We start from the raw sequence: 14,870 nt of genomic DNA, 5'->3' as shown, positions 1-14,870 counted from the left end.
TTTGGGTAGCCATGGGCGCAATTGTAAATGATTCTTATTGCGTCAATGATTCCCATTAGCCTGCACCAGCAACATACGCCAATAACTCGTCCACCCTCAGGAGTTTGCATGTCCAACAGCACCCGCCGCGCGCGCCTACCGCGTCCCACCACCCTGGCCCTGGCCGTGGCCGCCCTGTCCTGCCTGCCGGCGCACGCCCAGACGGGCGCGCCTGCCAGCATGCCGGAAGTGGTAGTCTCCGCCTCCGGTTTCGAGCAGGATATCAAGCAGGCGCCCGCCTCGATCACGGTGCTGACGCGCCAGGAACTGTCGAAGGAACGCTTCGGCAACCTGACGCAGGCGCTGGAAAGCGTGGAAGGCATCGACGTGGGCGCGGCGGGCGACAAGACGGGCGGCATGAACATCAGCATTCGCGGCATGCCCAGCGACTACACGCTGGTGCTGATCGACGGACGGCGCCAGAACGCGGCCGGCAACGTCACGCCGAACGGCTTCGGCGGCACGCAGACGAGTTTCATGCCGCCGCTGGCCGCCATCGAGCGCATCGAGATCATCCGCGGCCCCATGTCGACCCTGTACGGCTCGGACGCCATGGGCGGCGTGATCAACATCATCACGCGCAAGGTGGGCAAGCAGTGGATGGGTTCCGTCTCGGCCGATTACACCGTGCAGCAGGAATCGGACTTTGGCGACGTGAAAAGCGGCCGTTTTTACCTGAGCGGTCCCATCGCCACCGACCTGCTGGGCCTGTCCCTGCGCGGCAGCAAGCAGCGCCGCGACGCGGCCGATATCCGCCACAGCAACGCGGCCGGCGTGCAAGTTCCCGCCAGCATGGGCGCCAACCCCGTGCGTGCGGACATTGAAAACTTTGGCGCGCGCCTGGCCTTCACGCCGAACCGCTACCACACCGTCATCCTCGACGCGGACGCGGGCCGCCAGACCTACGACAATTCGAAGGGCCAGCTCGGAACCCAGACCGTGCAGGGCGGCTACGGCCCGGAACAAAAATATAACCGTGACCAGTGGACCCTGTCGCACACGGGCCGCTTCGGCTTCGGCACCCTGGACAGCAGCTATATGGTGAACAAGACGGAAACCCTGGGCCGCACGATTCCGCCAGGCACGCCCGGCGCCGTGGCCGGCAGCGCGCGCACGCTGGAAGTGGAAAGCCAGGTGTTCGACACCAAGCTGGTCATGCCATTAGGTAAGCACATGGCCACCGTCGGCGCGCAATGGTGGAAGGCGGAAATGACGGACGGCGTGGCGCCGAAAAAATTCGAATTCACGCAAAAAGCCCTGTTCGTGGAAGACGAATGGCAAGTGCTGGAAAACGTCGCGCTGACCTTCGGCGCCCGTTATGACGATCACAGCATCTTCGGCGGCCAGACCAGCCCCCGTGCGTATGCCGTGTGGAACGCGACGCCGAGCTGGACCGTCAAGGGCGGCGTCAGCAAGGGCTACAAGACGCCGCGCGTGGAGCAACTGTCGCCCGGCATCAACGGTTTCGGCGGCCAGGGCACGATCCCCCTCGTCGGCAGCCCGGACTTGAAGCCGGAAACGAGCACGACCACGGAAATCGGCGCCTACTTCGACAACCTGGCCGGCTGGACGGCCAGCGGCTCCCTGTTCAACAACGAATTCAAGGACAAGATCACGACGGGCACCGGCCTCGTCAATTGCGACTACCGCCCGTCGCCGAACCGTCCCGGCTGCGTCAGCTTCGGCAACTGGCCCAACGTCGACGCGTTTGGCCAGTCCGTCAACGTGGACGAGGCCGTCACACGCGGCGTCGAGCTGAACACGCGCTTCCCGCTGGGCAAGACCTTGTCGGCCAGCGCCAACTACACGTACACGGAAAGCGAACAGAAGAGCGGCAGCAACGCGGGCAAGCCCTTGAGCGACACGCCCAAGCACGCCGTCAATGCGCGCCTCTCGTGGGATATCTCGCGCGAATGGAACGGCTGGCTGCGCGCCGAGTACCGCAGCGAGCGCTTCCGCGATCCGGGCACGTCGGCTTCCACGCGCGCCGCCAAGGCCGCGCTGGGCGACTACAAGGGCTACACCATGCTGCACCTGGGCACCAGCTACCAGTTGAACAAGCGCGTCACCCTGAACGCGGCCGTGTACAACCTGCTCAACAAGGACTTCATCGACTACCAGCCGTACCGCGCACCGGCATTGACCTACGCCAACCGCTATGTCAACAGCCTGGACGGTCGCCGTCTGTGGCTGTCGGCCACCGTCGATTTCTGATGAGTTGATGGCTGACCAGCCATAGCGCACAACGGGCTGCCTCAGGGCGGCCCGTTTTCTTTGTCAGGCCGCTTTCGGCTTGTCGATGCAATAACCGATCGCATGCACGGTGCGTATCAAGTCCCGTCCCAGCTTCTTGCGCAGGTGGTGGATGTGCACTTGCACGGCATTGCTTTCCACCTCGCCGCCCCAGCTGTACAGGTTTTTCTCCAGCTGTTCCCGGCTCAGCACCCGGCCGCCGTGTTCCAGCAGCAGTTGCAGGATGCGAAATTCCTTCACCGTCAGGGTCACGGGCAAGCCCCGTTGCGTCACCTGCCGGTCCGCGATATCGAGCACCAGGTCGCCGTGCACGAGGTTTTCGCGCAGGCGGCCGGCGGCGCGACGGCAGGCGCTGCGGATGCGCGCGGCCAGCTCGTCGAGGTCGAACGGTTTCACGATGAAGTCGTCGGCGCCCGCGTCGAGGCCGGCGATGCGCTCGTCCACCTTGTCGCGCGCCGTGACGACCAGCACGGCGCCGCTGTAGCCGTTATCGCGCAGCACGCCCAGCGCCTGCATGCCGTCCTGCCCCGGCAAGCCCAGGTCGAGCAGGATGCAGCCATAGTCGTGCAGACGCACAGCCGTGTGCGCGTGTTCGGCGCTCGTGACCCAGTCGACGGCGTAGCCGCCCTGCTCCAGGCCGATCTGCGTGGCGCGACCCAGCTGCGGGTCGTCTTCGGTCAGCAAGATGCGCATGGGGAAAGCGGGGTGGCCCGCTCAGTCCTTTTTCTTGATCAGGCCCGCCAGCGCGGCAAACGGATTGTGCGTGGCCGGCGCCACCTCGGCCGACAGCAGGCCGGCGCCACGGTCCGCTTCCAGGTAGCGCGAGTGCTCATTGTCGTGGCAATACAGGCACAGCAGTTCCCAGTTGCTGCCATCGGGCGGATTGTTGTCGTGGTTATGGTCGCGGTGATGCACGGTCAGCTGCTGCACGTTGGCACGCGTAAATTCGCGCATGCAGCGGCCGCATACCCACGGATACATCTTCAGCGAGCGCTCGCGGTAGCCGCTCTCGCGCTGGTCGGCGGCGCGGCGCGCTTCGGCCACGATCTTGTCCAGTCTTGCCGCGTCGGGCTTTTTACTCTGCATGACAACTTTCGATATGGGGGGGTGGAAGCATCCATTTTAATGAGGATGGGGGCGCAATTGTACTTTTTCTGCCACGGCCCAGGCCCGTATGACCGCCGCGGCGTTTTTTTTAGCATGCGCCGCGCCACAGATGCTTGATTTAACGCAAAATAAGCCCAGCGACAGACCGCGAACAGACGATGGGCGTGGCGGCGACGGGCTTATGCGCAAGGCAGCCGATTTCGGCTATCATGCGCGCCACGCCGCCCCTCCCTTTTTCCATGAATCTAGCCTGCAAGCGCCCGTGATAGCGATAACGAGACCCCTGCAACGCCTTGCCCGCCGCCTGTACCGCATCAGTCTGGTGCCCCTGTTCGCGCTCATCCTGCTGCTGGCGCTGTGGGCGGCCGTCTACTATCAGGTGGGCCAGGAGCGGGCCAGCGCCGTGCGCGACGCCGTGGCCGTGAGCCAGTCGCTGGCGCGTACCCTGGCCGACCATACCAGTTTCACCCTGCGCCAGACCGACCATGCCACGCAGCTGTTCAAGCTCAAATACGAGGAAACGGACGGCGGCCTGCGCCTCAATGAATTCACACGCCGCCAGGGCCTGCTCGACAGCGTGCTGCCATCGAAGCTGGAACTGCCGATCGCCCTCATCGACGCGCAGGGCAATGTGGTCGACAGCGCCCACGCCTATCTGCCGGAAAATCTGGCCACGCAGCCCTTTTTCAGGGCGCTGGCCGCCAATGCGTCCGACACGGCCCTGGTCGACACGCCCATGCTCGACGCGGACAATAAACACTGGACCATCCGCCTGGCGCGCCGCCTGAACGATGCGCGGGGCCGCTTTGCCGGCGCCATCGTCATCCACGTCGATCCCACATATTTTGTCGACGACTACGACCGCCTGAACCTCGATGAACATGGAGCGCTGATGCTGGTGGCGCGCGACAGCGGCCTGACGGTGGGCCGCATCGGCGAGCAATTGATCATCAGCGACCGCATCGACTTCCGCATGCCGGGACCGCCGCGGCACGCTCCCGGGGAACTGCTGATCGAGCCGCCCGTCGACGCGACGCAGCGCATCTACAGCTATCATGAACTGCCACGCTACCCGCTGCTGGCCGTGGTGGGCGTGAGCCGTACCGTCGCCCTGGCCCGTTTCGAACACCGCCGCCTCGTGTATATCGGCGCGCTGCTCGCCGCCAGCGTGCTCATTGCCGGCTTTACGGCCCTCCTGATGCGCCAGAGCGCACGCCTGCGCCGCAGCATCCGCCAGGCGACGGAAACGCAGGCGCTGCTGCGCGCGGCGCACCACGGCAGCCTCGACTCCGTGCTGCTGCTGAAAGCCTGGCGCCCCGCGCCGGGCAAGCCGGTGGAAGACTTCATTTTCGCCGACGTCAACGAGCGGGCCGCCGACATGCTGGGCAAGCCGCGCTCCGAGCTGCTGGGCCAGCGCGTGCTGGCGCACATGCCGCTGTTGCGCGGCGAGCGTTTCTTCCAGCGCTTCGTGCTGGTGATGGAAACACGCCAGCCGCTGGAAGATGAATTCGAGCTGACACTGGCCTCGGGCGCCACGCGCTGGCTGCGCCACCAGGTGGTACCGATCACCGACGGCGTGGCCGTCACCTCGCGCGACATCAGCGCGCGCAAGCACGACGAACTGGCGCTGCAGGACAACCGCAGCTTCCTGCAGTCGCTGATCGACCATTTGCCCGTGCTGGTCTACGTGAAAAGCGCGCGCCCGGAAAACTTCGGCCAGATGGAAGTGTGGAACAAGGCGGCCGAGGACATCACCGGCCACCTGGCCGCCGACGTCATCGGCAAGACCGATTGCCAGGCCTTCCCGCCCGACTTCGGCCTGCACGACGCCGAGGACGACCGTGCCATCCTGGCCGAACACGGCGTCATCGACCATACGGAAAAGCCGCTGCGCCTGGCGGACGGCAGCCTGCGCTACCTGCGCGCCGTCTCCGTGCCCGTGTTCGACGAGCGCCAGCAGATCGAACATATCCTGTGCATCGCCGAGGATATCTCGCAGCGCCGCCAGCAGGAGCTGGAACTGCGCCAGAAACAGGCCGAGCTGGCCGCCGTCAACGACGCGTCGCCACTGGGTCTGGTGCGCCTGGACCGCCAGCGCCGCTGCACCTATGTCAACCGCACCTTCGAATCGATCACGGGCTTACCCCGCGCGGCCGCCCTGGGCGCCGGCTGGACCAGCGCCCTGCACCCGGACGACTATCCGCTGATGCACGTGGCGCTGGAACAGCTCACGCGCAGCCATGCGCCATTCCAGTCGACCTTGCGCTGCCTGCAGCGCGACGGCCGGCTGGTCTGGGTCTCCGTCAAAATTGCCCCCATCCTCATCGACGGCAAGATCGAAGGCTACGTGGGAACCCTGGACGACATCACCACCTTGCGCGAATCGGAAGTGGCGCTGCTGGAAAGCGAAGCGCGCCTGCGCACCATCGCCGACACCTTGCCGGCCATGATCGCCTACATCGACGCCGACCAGGTCTACCGCTTCCTGAACATCGCCTATGAACGCGAATTCGGCCTGACGGGCCGCCAGGCGCTGGGCAAGAGCGTGCGCGACACGGTGGGCGAAACGCGCTACCGCACCGTGGCGCCATATATCGAACGAGTGCTGGCCGGCGAAACCTTGAGCTTCGAGGAAGAAGACGAGAAGGAAGGCATCGAGCGCTGCATGGAAGTAATCTACATCCCGCAAATCGGCGAAGACAAGCTGCAAGTGGTGGGCTTTCACGTGATGCGCCAGGATATCACCGTACAAAAGCGCGAAAAACAGCGCTTGCTGAAGCTGGCCCAGGTCGATGCGCTGACGGGCTTGTCGAACCGCGCCGGCTTCCAGCAAAAACTCAGCGACGCCATGCACGCGAGCCGCCAGAAGCAGCACCTGATGGCCGTCATGTACATGGATATCGACCGATTCAAGCCCGTCAACGACACGCACGGCCACGGCACCGGCGACGCCCTGCTGCGCGCCTTCGCCCAGCGCCTGACGCACACCATGCGCGCCACCGACATCATCGCCCGCCTGGGCGGCGACGAATTCACCATCATCATGGAACAGATCACCCGGCCCGACGACGCGGCCGTGCTGGCGGAAAAAATCGTCGCCGCCATGCAGCAGCCGTTCGAACTCGATGGCATCACCGTGCGCATTTCGGCCAGCATCGGCCTGGCCTTCTACCGCGACGAAGACATTTCCCCCGCCGTGCTGCTGCAACGCGCCGACGTGCTGCTGTACAAGGCCAAGCAGGATGGACGCAATACATACAGAGCTGGCGCATTGACGGCTTGATTTAGCCCCTGGCGCATGCCGTCATTCCTGCTATATTGGCGCCTGTCCTCCCTACCGTTGCCACACCATGCGCCTGCTGCACACTTCCGACTGGCATCTGGGCCAGACCCTGCACAATTTTGAAAGGGGCTACGAACACCAGCGCTTCCTCGACTGGCTGCTCGACACGCTCGTGGCAGAACATGTCGACGTGCTGCTGGTGGCAGGCGACGTATTCGACAACGCCAACCCGTCGGCCGCCTCGCAAAAGCAGTTATATGTCTTCCTGCAGCAGGCGCGCGCGCGCCTGCCAGCGCTGCAACTGGTCGTCGTGGCCGGCAACCACGACTCGGCCGGCCGTCTCGAAGCGCCCGGCCCCCTGCTGGCCGCGCATGGCACGAACGTGATCGGCCATTTGCTGCGCGACGAGGCAGGCAATATCGACCTGGAGCGCCTGCTGCTGCCGCTCACCGGCGGCGATGGCCAAGTGCAGGCATGGTGTCTGGCCGTGCCCTTTTTGCGCCCTGGCGACGTGCCGAAACTGCCGGCCGGCGACATGCAGGACGCCTACCTGGGCGGCATCGCCCTGCTGTACCGCCAGTTGGCGGACCTGGCGCTGGCGCGCCGCCAGCCCGGGCAAGCCATCGTCGCCATGGGCCACTGCCACATGGTGGGCGGCGAAATGTCGAACGATTCCGAGCGCCGCATCGTCATCGGCGGCACGGAAATGCTGCCCTCGGGGATCTTCGATACATCCATCGCCTATGCGGCGCTGGGCCATTTGCACAAGGCGCAGGCCGTGGGTGGGCAGGATCACATCCGCTACTGCGGCAGCCCGATTCCCCTGTCGTTCGCCGAAGTACACTACCGCCACCAGGTGCTGTGCCTCGATATCGACGGCGAAGCGCTGCAATCCGTGCGCGCCATCGAAGTGCCGCGCGCCGTGCCCCTGCTGCGCGTGCCAGGTACGCCGGCACCAATAGACGAGGTACTGGCGCAGCTGGCCGCCCTCGACGTGCCCGCCGCGCCAGCGGAAGCGCAACCCTTCCTGGAAGTGCGCGTGCGCCTCGATGCGCCAGAGCCGGGCCTGCGCACGCGCATCGAAACGGCGCTCGACGGCAAGCCCGTGCGCCTGGCGAAGATCGAAACGTCGAGCGCCGCGCGCAGCAGCACGCCCGAGAACTTGACGCTCGACCAGTTGGCCCAGCTGCAGCCCGACGACATCTTCCGCCGCCTGTACCTGCAAAAATACGGCAAGGAAGCGCCACCCGAACAACTGTCCGCCCTGGCCGAACTGCTGCTGCCCGGCGCGTGAGCGCAACTGAAGAACCATGAAAATACTGAAAATCAGCGGCAAGAACCTGGCCTCGCTGGCCGGCGAATTTGAAGTCGACTTCCAGCAGGAGCCTCTGGCGTCTTCCGGCCTGTTCGCCATCAGCGGGCCCACAGGCGCGGGCAAGAGCACCTTGCTCGACGCCTTGTGCCTGGCCCTGTACGACGCCACGCCGCGTTTGCTGAAAGTGCTGGGCCGGGGCAGCGCCCTGCCCGACGTGGGCAAGGAAACCGTCAACGCCCAGGATACGCGCACCCTGCTGCGCCGCGGCACGCCCGACGGCTATGCGCAAGTGGACTTCGTCGGCAACGACGGCGCAAGCTACCGCGCGCGCTGGAGCGTGCGCCGCTCGCGCACCAAGGCGGAAGGGGCGCTGCAGGCCACCGCCATGAGTTTGCACCAGTTGCCCGCGCTGCAGCCCATCGGCGGCACCAAGACGGAAGTCAAGGAAGAGATAGAAAAGCGCATCGGCCTGTCGTTCGACCAGTTTACGCGCGCCGTGCTGCTGGCGCAGAACGAGTTTTCCACCTTCCTCAAGACGGAAGACAATGAACGGGGCGAGTTGCTGGAAACCCTGACGGGCAGCAGCATCTATACCGACATTTCCATGCGCGCCTTCGAGCGGGCGAAAAAGGAAAAACAGGTCCTCGAGCGCCTGGGCGAAAAACTGGCCGACCAGCGGCCCTTGTCGCCGGAAGAACGGGCGGAGACCGAAGCGCTGTGCAGCGCGGCCGACACCGCCCTGCACACCATCGACTTGCGCAAGGCCGTGCTGGAACTGCAGCAGCGCTGGCACCAGGAGACGCACAAGCTGCAAAGCCAGATAGCGGCGGCGCAGGAGGCGCTCGATGGCGCGGATGCCGAACGGGCCGCTGCCGAAGAGCGCCGCACGGCGCTGGCGCAATGGGAATTGCTGCAGCCGGCGCGGTCCCTGATCGACGACGTGGCGCGTCTGGCGAACGACATCGCCAGCGCCGGCGCGGCCTTGGAAGCGTCGCGCGCGCAAGCGGCGCAGGCCGTGGCCAGCGAAGCGCAACTGGCGCAGGCCGTGCAGCTGGCGGCAGCGGACTTGCTGGCGAAGGAAGCGGCGCAGCGCGATTCCGCGCCCGTGCTCGACCAGGCAAAGGCGCTCGATGCCGGCATCCTGGCCCAGCTGCCCGCGCATGAGCATGCAAAGCAAGCGGCGCAAGGTGCCGACCAGGCCAACGAGGCGGCGCACGCCGCGCTGCACACGCTGCAGCAGCGCCAGCAGACCGCGCAGGCGGAACAGGAAGCGGGCAGCCAGTGGCTGGCATCGCACCAGCAGTGGCAGGCGCTGGCGCAATCGTGGCAATTATGGGATCAATTGTTTGTCCAGGCCGGGCAAGCGGCCGCGCAAGCCGATGCGGCCGACGCCAGCATGGCCGAATCGGCGCGGCAGGTGCGCCAGGCCTTTGATGCCACGCAGGCGGCGCAAGCGGCGCTGGCCAGCGCCGCTGCCGTGCTGGCGCTGCGCGATGCCGAACGGGGCGAGGCGCTGGCGGCCGTGCAAGCCATCGATGGCCAGGGGCTGCAGGAACAGCGCGGCCAGCTGGAGGCGCACGCGCACATCTTGAGCAGCGCGGAAAAAACCTGGAGCGAACTGGCACGCCAGCGGCAGGCGCTGGCGCACTGGCAAGCGAAGGCGGCCCAGCTGGCGCAGGCCGCGCAAACGGAAAGCACGGCATTGGCGGCGGAAGCGGCGCAAACGGCGCTGCTGGAAGCGCGCCTGGCGCAGGCGGAAAAGTCCTTGAAGGGCGCCGAAGCGGCATGCGCGGCCAGCGTCGAGCAGCTGCGGGCCAATTTGCAGGATGACCTGCCCTGCCCCGTCTGCGGCGCGCTGGAACACCCGTACAGCCACGCCGACGACGCCTTGCAGGCGATGCTGGCCAGCTTGCAGGATGACGTGCTGGCCTGCCGCACGCAGGTGCGCGGCAATCTGGAACGGCTGGCCACGCACAAGGCGGCACTGGCCGCCCATATGCGCGAACAGGCGCAGACGGCGGAAGAACTATCTGCACTGCCGTCCATCATCGACGGCCTGAATGCGCAATGGCAGCCGCATGCGGACACCCTGCAGCTGCCGCAGGAAGACCAGCGCGCGGACTGGTTCAGGCAGCAGCTGGCGGCCAATGCGGCAGGCTTGCAGGCGCTGGCGCAGCAGGAGGCGGCGCTGCGCCAGGCCGGCGCGCGGCGCGAGCACGCGCAGGCGGCGCATGAACTGGCGTCCAGCGAGCACGCGCGCTGCACAAGCACCGTCGCCGAGGCGCAAGCGCGGCTGGCGCAGCTGCAGGCGCAGCAAGCGGGCAACGCCGACAAGGGCGAGACGGCGCGCGCCGCGCTCGATGCCTTGCTGGCGCAGCTCGATGGCGCCTTTGCCGATGCCGACGGCGCCGAGGACTGGAAAGAGGGCTGGCGCGCCGGCCCGGCCGCCTTCCGCGCCGCGCGTGAATCGGAAAGCCGGCAATGGCTGAAACAGCAGGCGGACCAGGACAAGCGCGGCCACGCGCTGGCGACCCTGGCCGCGCAACTGGAAGCGGCGCTGCTGGCCGCCGGCAAGGCGCAGCACACGGCGCAGGAAGCCCATGCCACCTTTGCCGCCGCCGACAAACAGCGCACGGCACTGCAAGCGCAGCGCAACGCGCTATGGCAGGGCCAGAGCGTGGCCGAGGTCGAGCGCAGCCTGGCAGCGGCCATCGCGCAGGCCAAAGAACAGCTGGCGCGGCAGCAAACGGCGGCGCAGTCGGCCAGCCAGCAGCGCACGCGCCTGGACGAAGCGTGCGCGCAGCTGTCGCGGCGCCTGGCCGCCTTGCGCGAACAGGAACACGGCGCCGCCGCCGCCCTGCACGACTGGCTGCGTCAGTTCCAGGAAGCCCATCCGGCCCACGCGCCCGCCGACATGGCCGACTTGCGCGCGCGCCTGGCCATCGCGCCGGACGCCATGCGCGCCGAACGCGACGCCCTGCAAGTGATCGCGGACCGCCACACGGCGGCCGTTTCCGTGCTGGCCGAACGGCGGCAGCAATTGGCGATGCACGTGCAGCAGCCGCCCGAAGCGCTGGAAATGGACGTGGCGGCGCTGCAGGCCGCGCTCGACGCCCTGCTGCTGGAACGCCAGACCGCGAACGAGGAAGCGACGCGCTTGCGCCTGGCCATCGCGCAGGACGACGCCCGGCGCCACAGCGCACAAGCGATGCTGGCGCAGATCGAGGCGCAAGCCGTCATCGAGCGGCGCTGGGCCAGCCTGAATGAGTTGATCGGCTCGGCCGACGGCAAGAAATTCCGTAACTACGCGCAGCAATTCACCCTGGAAGTGCTGCTCGGCTATGCCAACGCGCACCTGAACCACCTGGCGCGCCGCTACCAGCTGGAACGCATCGACAACCCGAACAATCCGTCGCTGGGCCTGATGGTGCGCGACCAGGACATGGGCGGCGAGCTGCGCTCCGTGCACTCGCTGTCGGGCGGCGAATCGTTCCTCGTCTCGCTGGCCCTGGCGCTGGGCCTGGCCTCGCTGTCATCGAACCGCGTGCGCGTGGAATCGCTGTTCATCGACGAGGGCTTCGGCAGCCTCGATACGGAAACCCTGCGCGTGGCGATGGATGCGCTCGACGGCTTGCAAGCGATGGGCCGCAAGGTGGGCGTCATCTCGCACGTACAGGAAATGACGGAGCGCATCGCCACCCGCATACTCGTGCAGCCGGGATCCGGCGGCAAGAGCGTGGTGACGGTGCGCTGATTCAATAGCGACTGGCTAGCGACTAGCGGCTGGCTGGCTCCCGGCACAATCTGAGCATATCCCAGCCCAGCTCGCGGCGAATCTGCTCGGGGTCGGGCGGCGGCCGGCGCTGTTCCAGCTCCGCTTTCAGCCACTTTCTGACCAGCTCCTTGGCGGGCTGTGCAGGCTTTTCCTTGTCATGCTTGTCCATGGTGCTACCTCGTCAATGGATACCAGATGGCCTCCGTACTCTCTCAACGTGATAGACCTGATTCAGTTGACTTCCGCGTGGCGCAGTTGCAACAGTATGTAACAGCAGGCGGAGTGGGTTAAAATCCCGCCCTTCGCATATGCTCCCGTATGCCCCGCAACAGTTCAAGGAAGCCCATGAAAGCCGCCCGCAGCCTCACCTTCAAGTGCGTCAAATGTCACAAATCCATGCAGGTCTACCTGCAAAAAGTCTCCGCCTGCTCGCATATCCAGCCATACCAGGGCATTTGCGCATGCGGCGAACTCAAGCGCCACGCCACGGGCCAGGCCGATGCCGTCAAGTCCTACCTGGAGTCGGCGGACGGTAGCTGGTCGCACCACCACTAATGGTTAAAGAATGGGAAGATATTGCCGTTAATTCGCATATCTTCCCCATTTGAACCGACCATGTCCCAGCTTCCCGCCCTTGCCAGCCGTCAACCCGCCTCGAATACGCTGGCTGGCCAGCAGCCGTCCCGCACGGGCAACGGTGCCACGGGCCTGGCCGGCTCCCCCCTGATGCAGCGCACGGCGCAAGACGTCGTGGCCCTGTCGAAGAATGGCCTGGATCTGTCGGCCAAGGGACTGTCGCAACGGACCGATGCGCTGGGCAACGCCACCGTCGACGTGGCGCAGGATTTTCTGAGCAACATGACGCGCCAGCTGTTCGGCGACGGCGCCACCATCGCCTTCGATTCCGTTGACTTGCAGGCGGGAGCCAGTTTCAGCAGCGCCAGCGTCTCGGGCCCCAATGGCAGCAGCCGCGCGGCCGCCTTCAGCCTCGATGAAAACGCGCATTTCATCGGCAAGGGCAAGATCACGACGGCCGACGGCCAGACCTTCGACTTCGAAGTGGAAGTGCAATATCAATCGAACATCAGCGCGGGCGTGCTTGAGCAAACCCAAAACGAAACACAGGAAGCCACCTCACCCGATGACGGCGTCCTGCCCGCCAAACAGTTGCCCGACACGCATTTCGGCGGCAATCTGCACGACCTGTTCAAGCTGCTGGGCCAGCAATTGCAAAGCAATCTCTATCAGGGCATGTCCAACGGCGCCAGCGGCAACGATGGCGACCTGGCGGGCAGCCTGAGCTTGCGCTTGCTCAAGCTGGTGCAGCCGGACGCGGCGGTTGAAGCCGGCAAGAAAGCCGAAGAAGCCACGCCGGAAGATCAGGCGCGCGCCCGCGCGCTGGCACTCGCCTATGGCACGGACAGTGCCGGCAGCACAGACGGCACGGCCAGCAACGTATAATGGAAGACGGCCTGCGCAGGCGACCATGCCGCGCGCCCCCTTCTATCGATTGAATCCCATGTCCGACACTTCTTCACCTACCGTTCATCCGCAGATCCACTGGAGCGAAAACGGCGCCGAACACGCGGCCCGCTGGCGCTCGGAAAGCGGCATGCCGCCGCCCAAGCGCGTCGTCATCGCCGATGACCGCACGACGGCCGACCAGGCTTACCGCCTGGCCTGCGAAGGCACGGCCATGCTGTGGCGCGGCGACTTCCAGAACGCGCGCCAGTTGCTGCAGGCGCTGGCGCGGCGCGCCGACCACAAGAACGACAAGCCAAGCAAGAAGGCCAAGGCCGCCAAGCTGGCCAAGCCGGAACCGACCGCCACGGAAGCGTTCCATCTGCACCGCCAGGCCCAGTCGCAGCGCGCCCGCACCCTGGCCATGCTGCTGCTGCCCTTCGATGCCGACTACACGATCCCGCTGCGCCGCGCGCCGGACGTAAAACTGGCGTGCAATGAAGCATATGGCCGCGGCGAAGAGCCGTTTATCGCCTCCTTGCGCGAACTGCTGGGCCTGATCGGCGCGCACGAATGGCGCCGCACGGGCGTGGAACTGCCGGCCCTGGGCCAGCGCATCCATCCGCATTACGGCGTGTTCGCCCCGATCCGCGGCGAATACGTGGGCCTGGTGGCGGAAGCGCCGCTGCCCGCGCGCGCCAGCCGGGCCTTCGACATCGGCACCGGCACGGGCGTGCTGGCCGCCGTACTGGCGCAGCGCGGCATCCAGCGCATCGTCGCCACCGACCAGGACCCGCGCGCCCTGTCCTGCGCGCGCGAAAACCTGGCCCGCCTCGATGTGGCCGACAAGGTCGAGGTGGTGCAGGCCGACCTGTTCCCCGCCGGCCGCGCGCCACTCGTCGTGTGCAATCCGCCATGGCTGCCGGCCCGTCCAAGCTCGCCGATCGAATACGCCGTCTACGATCCGGACAGCCGCATGCTGCGCGGTTTCCTCGCCGGCCTGGCCGACCACCTGGAACCAGCCGGCGAAGGCTGGCTGATCTTGTCGGACCTGGCCGAGCACCTGGGCTTGCGCCCGCGCGCGCAATTGCTCGAGTGGATACAACAGGCGGGCCTGAAAGTCATCGACCGCCTGGACGTAAAACCCACGCACCCGCGCGCACAGGACGCCACCGACAGCCTGCATGCGGCCCGCTCGAAGGAAGTCACGTCGCTGTGGCGCCTGGCGGCGGCGTAATCGAGGGTCTGAAACCCGGCCATTGCGCATTGCAGCAAACCCCGCTATAATTCGCCTGCGGGGTGGAGCAGTCTGGCAGCTCGTCGGGCTCATAACCCGAAGGTCACAGGTTCAAATCCTGTCCCCGCAACCAATATATAAAAGCCGCTGATTCCTGCAAAGGGATCGGCGGCTTTTTCCATTGCGACGCAGCATGTCTACCGCCCTCATGCAAGCCCAATGCCCTCGGTTGCGATCCGCTCTTTCGCAATGCAACAAACTCGGTTATAATTCGCCTGCGGGGTGGAGCAGTCTGGCAGCTCGTCGGGCTCATAACCCGAAGGTCACAGGTTCAAATCCTGTCCCCGCAACCAATACATAAAAACCGCTGATTCCTGCAAGGGAGTCAGCGGTTTTTTCA

10 protein-coding genes and 2 tRNA genes are annotated in these 14,870 nt (G+C 66.1%); 9 read left to right on the top strand and 3 right to left on the bottom strand.

What is annotated here, in order from left to right; all coding sequences use genetic code 11:
- Positions 1–108 precede the first annotated feature (108 nt).
- The gene (locus ACQ4WO_RS12825) at positions 109–2,253 is read left to right on the top strand and encodes a TonB-dependent receptor domain-containing protein (RefSeq protein WP_436481768.1); all 2,145 of its coding nucleotides are present in this window, start codon (positions 109–111) and stop codon (positions 2,251–2,253) included.
- Positions 2,254–2,316: 63 nt separating this feature from the next.
- Here the strand turns inward: ACQ4WO_RS12825 and ACQ4WO_RS12820 are convergent, their stop codons facing one another.
- Both ACQ4WO_RS12820 and ACQ4WO_RS12815 read right to left on the bottom strand, forming a co-directional pair.
- On the bottom strand, positions 2,317–2,985 hold the full coding sequence (locus tag ACQ4WO_RS12820; protein WP_436481767.1) for a response regulator: 669 nt from the start codon (positions 2,983–2,985) through the stop codon (positions 2,317–2,319).
- Between the two features lie 21 nt (positions 2,986–3,006).
- On the bottom strand, positions 3,007–3,378 hold the full coding sequence (locus tag ACQ4WO_RS12815; RefSeq protein WP_034755042.1) for a YajD family HNH nuclease: 372 nt from the start codon (positions 3,376–3,378) through the stop codon (positions 3,007–3,009).
- 283 nt (positions 3,379–3,661) lie between these two features.
- Here ACQ4WO_RS12815 and ACQ4WO_RS12810 point away from each other — a divergent pair, with 283 nt between their 5' ends.
- The 3 genes from ACQ4WO_RS12810 (at position 3,662) to ACQ4WO_RS12800 (ending at position 11,751) form a co-directional block, all read left to right on the top strand.
- Positions 3,662–6,682, top strand: coding sequence for a PAS domain-containing protein (locus ACQ4WO_RS12810; protein ID WP_436481765.1), 3,021 nt, complete (start codon positions 3,662–3,664; stop codon positions 6,680–6,682).
- Positions 6,683–6,749: 67 nt separating this feature from the next.
- A complete protein-coding gene (locus ACQ4WO_RS12805) occupies positions 6,750–7,976 on the top strand; it encodes an exonuclease SbcCD subunit D C-terminal domain-containing protein (protein ID WP_436481763.1) in 1,227 nt (408 codons plus the stop codon).
- A 16-nt stretch (positions 7,977–7,992) separates the two neighbouring features.
- The gene (locus ACQ4WO_RS12800; RefSeq protein WP_436481762.1) at positions 7,993–11,751 is read left to right on the top strand and encodes an AAA family ATPase; all 3,759 of its coding nucleotides are present in this window, start codon (positions 7,993–7,995) and stop codon (positions 11,749–11,751) included.
- 22 nt (positions 11,752–11,773) lie between these two features.
- On the opposite strand, the gene ACQ4WO_RS12795 is transcribed toward ACQ4WO_RS12800, so the two are convergent.
- Positions 11,774–11,941, bottom strand: coding sequence for a hypothetical protein (locus tag ACQ4WO_RS12795; RefSeq protein ID WP_166449232.1), 168 nt, complete (start codon positions 11,939–11,941; stop codon positions 11,774–11,776).
- A gap of 176 nt (positions 11,942–12,117) precedes the next feature.
- Here ACQ4WO_RS12795 and ACQ4WO_RS12790 point away from each other — a divergent pair, with 176 nt between their 5' ends.
- The 5 genes from ACQ4WO_RS12790 to ACQ4WO_RS12770 all read left to right on the top strand — a co-directional run bounded on the left by ACQ4WO_RS12790 (position 12,118) and on the right by ACQ4WO_RS12770 (position 14,823).
- Positions 12,118–12,327, top strand: coding sequence for a hypothetical protein (locus ACQ4WO_RS12790; RefSeq protein WP_034755039.1), 210 nt, complete (start codon positions 12,118–12,120; stop codon positions 12,325–12,327).
- A gap of 60 nt (positions 12,328–12,387) precedes the next feature.
- Complete coding sequence (locus ACQ4WO_RS12785; protein ID WP_436481760.1) at positions 12,388–13,233, top strand: hypothetical protein; 846 nt, start codon at positions 12,388–12,390, stop codon at positions 13,231–13,233.
- Between the two features lie 58 nt (positions 13,234–13,291).
- A complete protein-coding gene (locus ACQ4WO_RS12780; RefSeq protein WP_436481759.1) occupies positions 13,292–14,470 on the top strand; it encodes a methyltransferase in 1,179 nt (392 codons plus the stop codon).
- Positions 14,471–14,526: 56 nt separating this feature from the next.
- Positions 14,527–14,603 (top strand) — tRNA-Met (locus ACQ4WO_RS12775).
- Between the two features lie 143 nt (positions 14,604–14,746).
- Positions 14,747–14,823, top strand: a tRNA-Met gene (locus tag ACQ4WO_RS12770).
- Positions 14,824–14,870: the final 47 nt, after the last annotated feature.

It is taken from the genome of Janthinobacterium aestuarii (genome assembly GCF_051380835.1).
Taxonomy (GTDB): Bacteria; Pseudomonadota; Gammaproteobacteria; order Burkholderiales; family Burkholderiaceae_D; genus Janthinobacterium; species Janthinobacterium aestuarii.
The sequence above is the reverse complement of the archived record's forward strand: the minus strand, read 5'-3'. Positions and strand labels throughout refer to the sequence as shown.

Bases quoted from the DNA above. Each gene is read 5' to 3' on its own strand.
- ACQ4WO_RS12785 (WP_436481760.1), top strand. From the start codon at position 12,388: ATGTCCCAGCTTCCCGCCCTTGCCAGCCGTCAACCCGCCTCGAATACG.
- ACQ4WO_RS12815 (WP_034755042.1), bottom strand. From the start codon at position 3,378: ATGCAGAGTAAAAAGCCCGACGCGGCAAGACTGGACAAGATCGTGGCC.
- ACQ4WO_RS12790 (WP_034755039.1), top strand. From the start codon at position 12,118: ATGAAAGCCGCCCGCAGCCTCACCTTCAAGTGCGTCAAATGTCACAAA.
- ACQ4WO_RS12820 (WP_436481767.1), bottom strand. From the start codon at position 2,985: ATGCGCATCTTGCTGACCGAAGACGACCCGCAGCTGGGTCGCGCCACG.
- ACQ4WO_RS12780 (WP_436481759.1), top strand. From the start codon at position 13,292: ATGTCCGACACTTCTTCACCTACCGTTCATCCGCAGATCCACTGGAGC.
- ACQ4WO_RS12825 (WP_436481768.1), top strand. From the start codon at position 109: ATGTCCAACAGCACCCGCCGCGCGCGCCTACCGCGTCCCACCACCCTG.
- ACQ4WO_RS12805 (WP_436481763.1), top strand. From the start codon at position 6,750: ATGCGCCTGCTGCACACTTCCGACTGGCATCTGGGCCAGACCCTGCAC.
- ACQ4WO_RS12800 (WP_436481762.1), top strand. From the start codon at position 7,993: ATGAAAATACTGAAAATCAGCGGCAAGAACCTGGCCTCGCTGGCCGGC.
- ACQ4WO_RS12795 (WP_166449232.1), bottom strand. From the start codon at position 11,941: ATGGACAAGCATGACAAGGAAAAGCCTGCACAGCCCGCCAAGGAGCTG.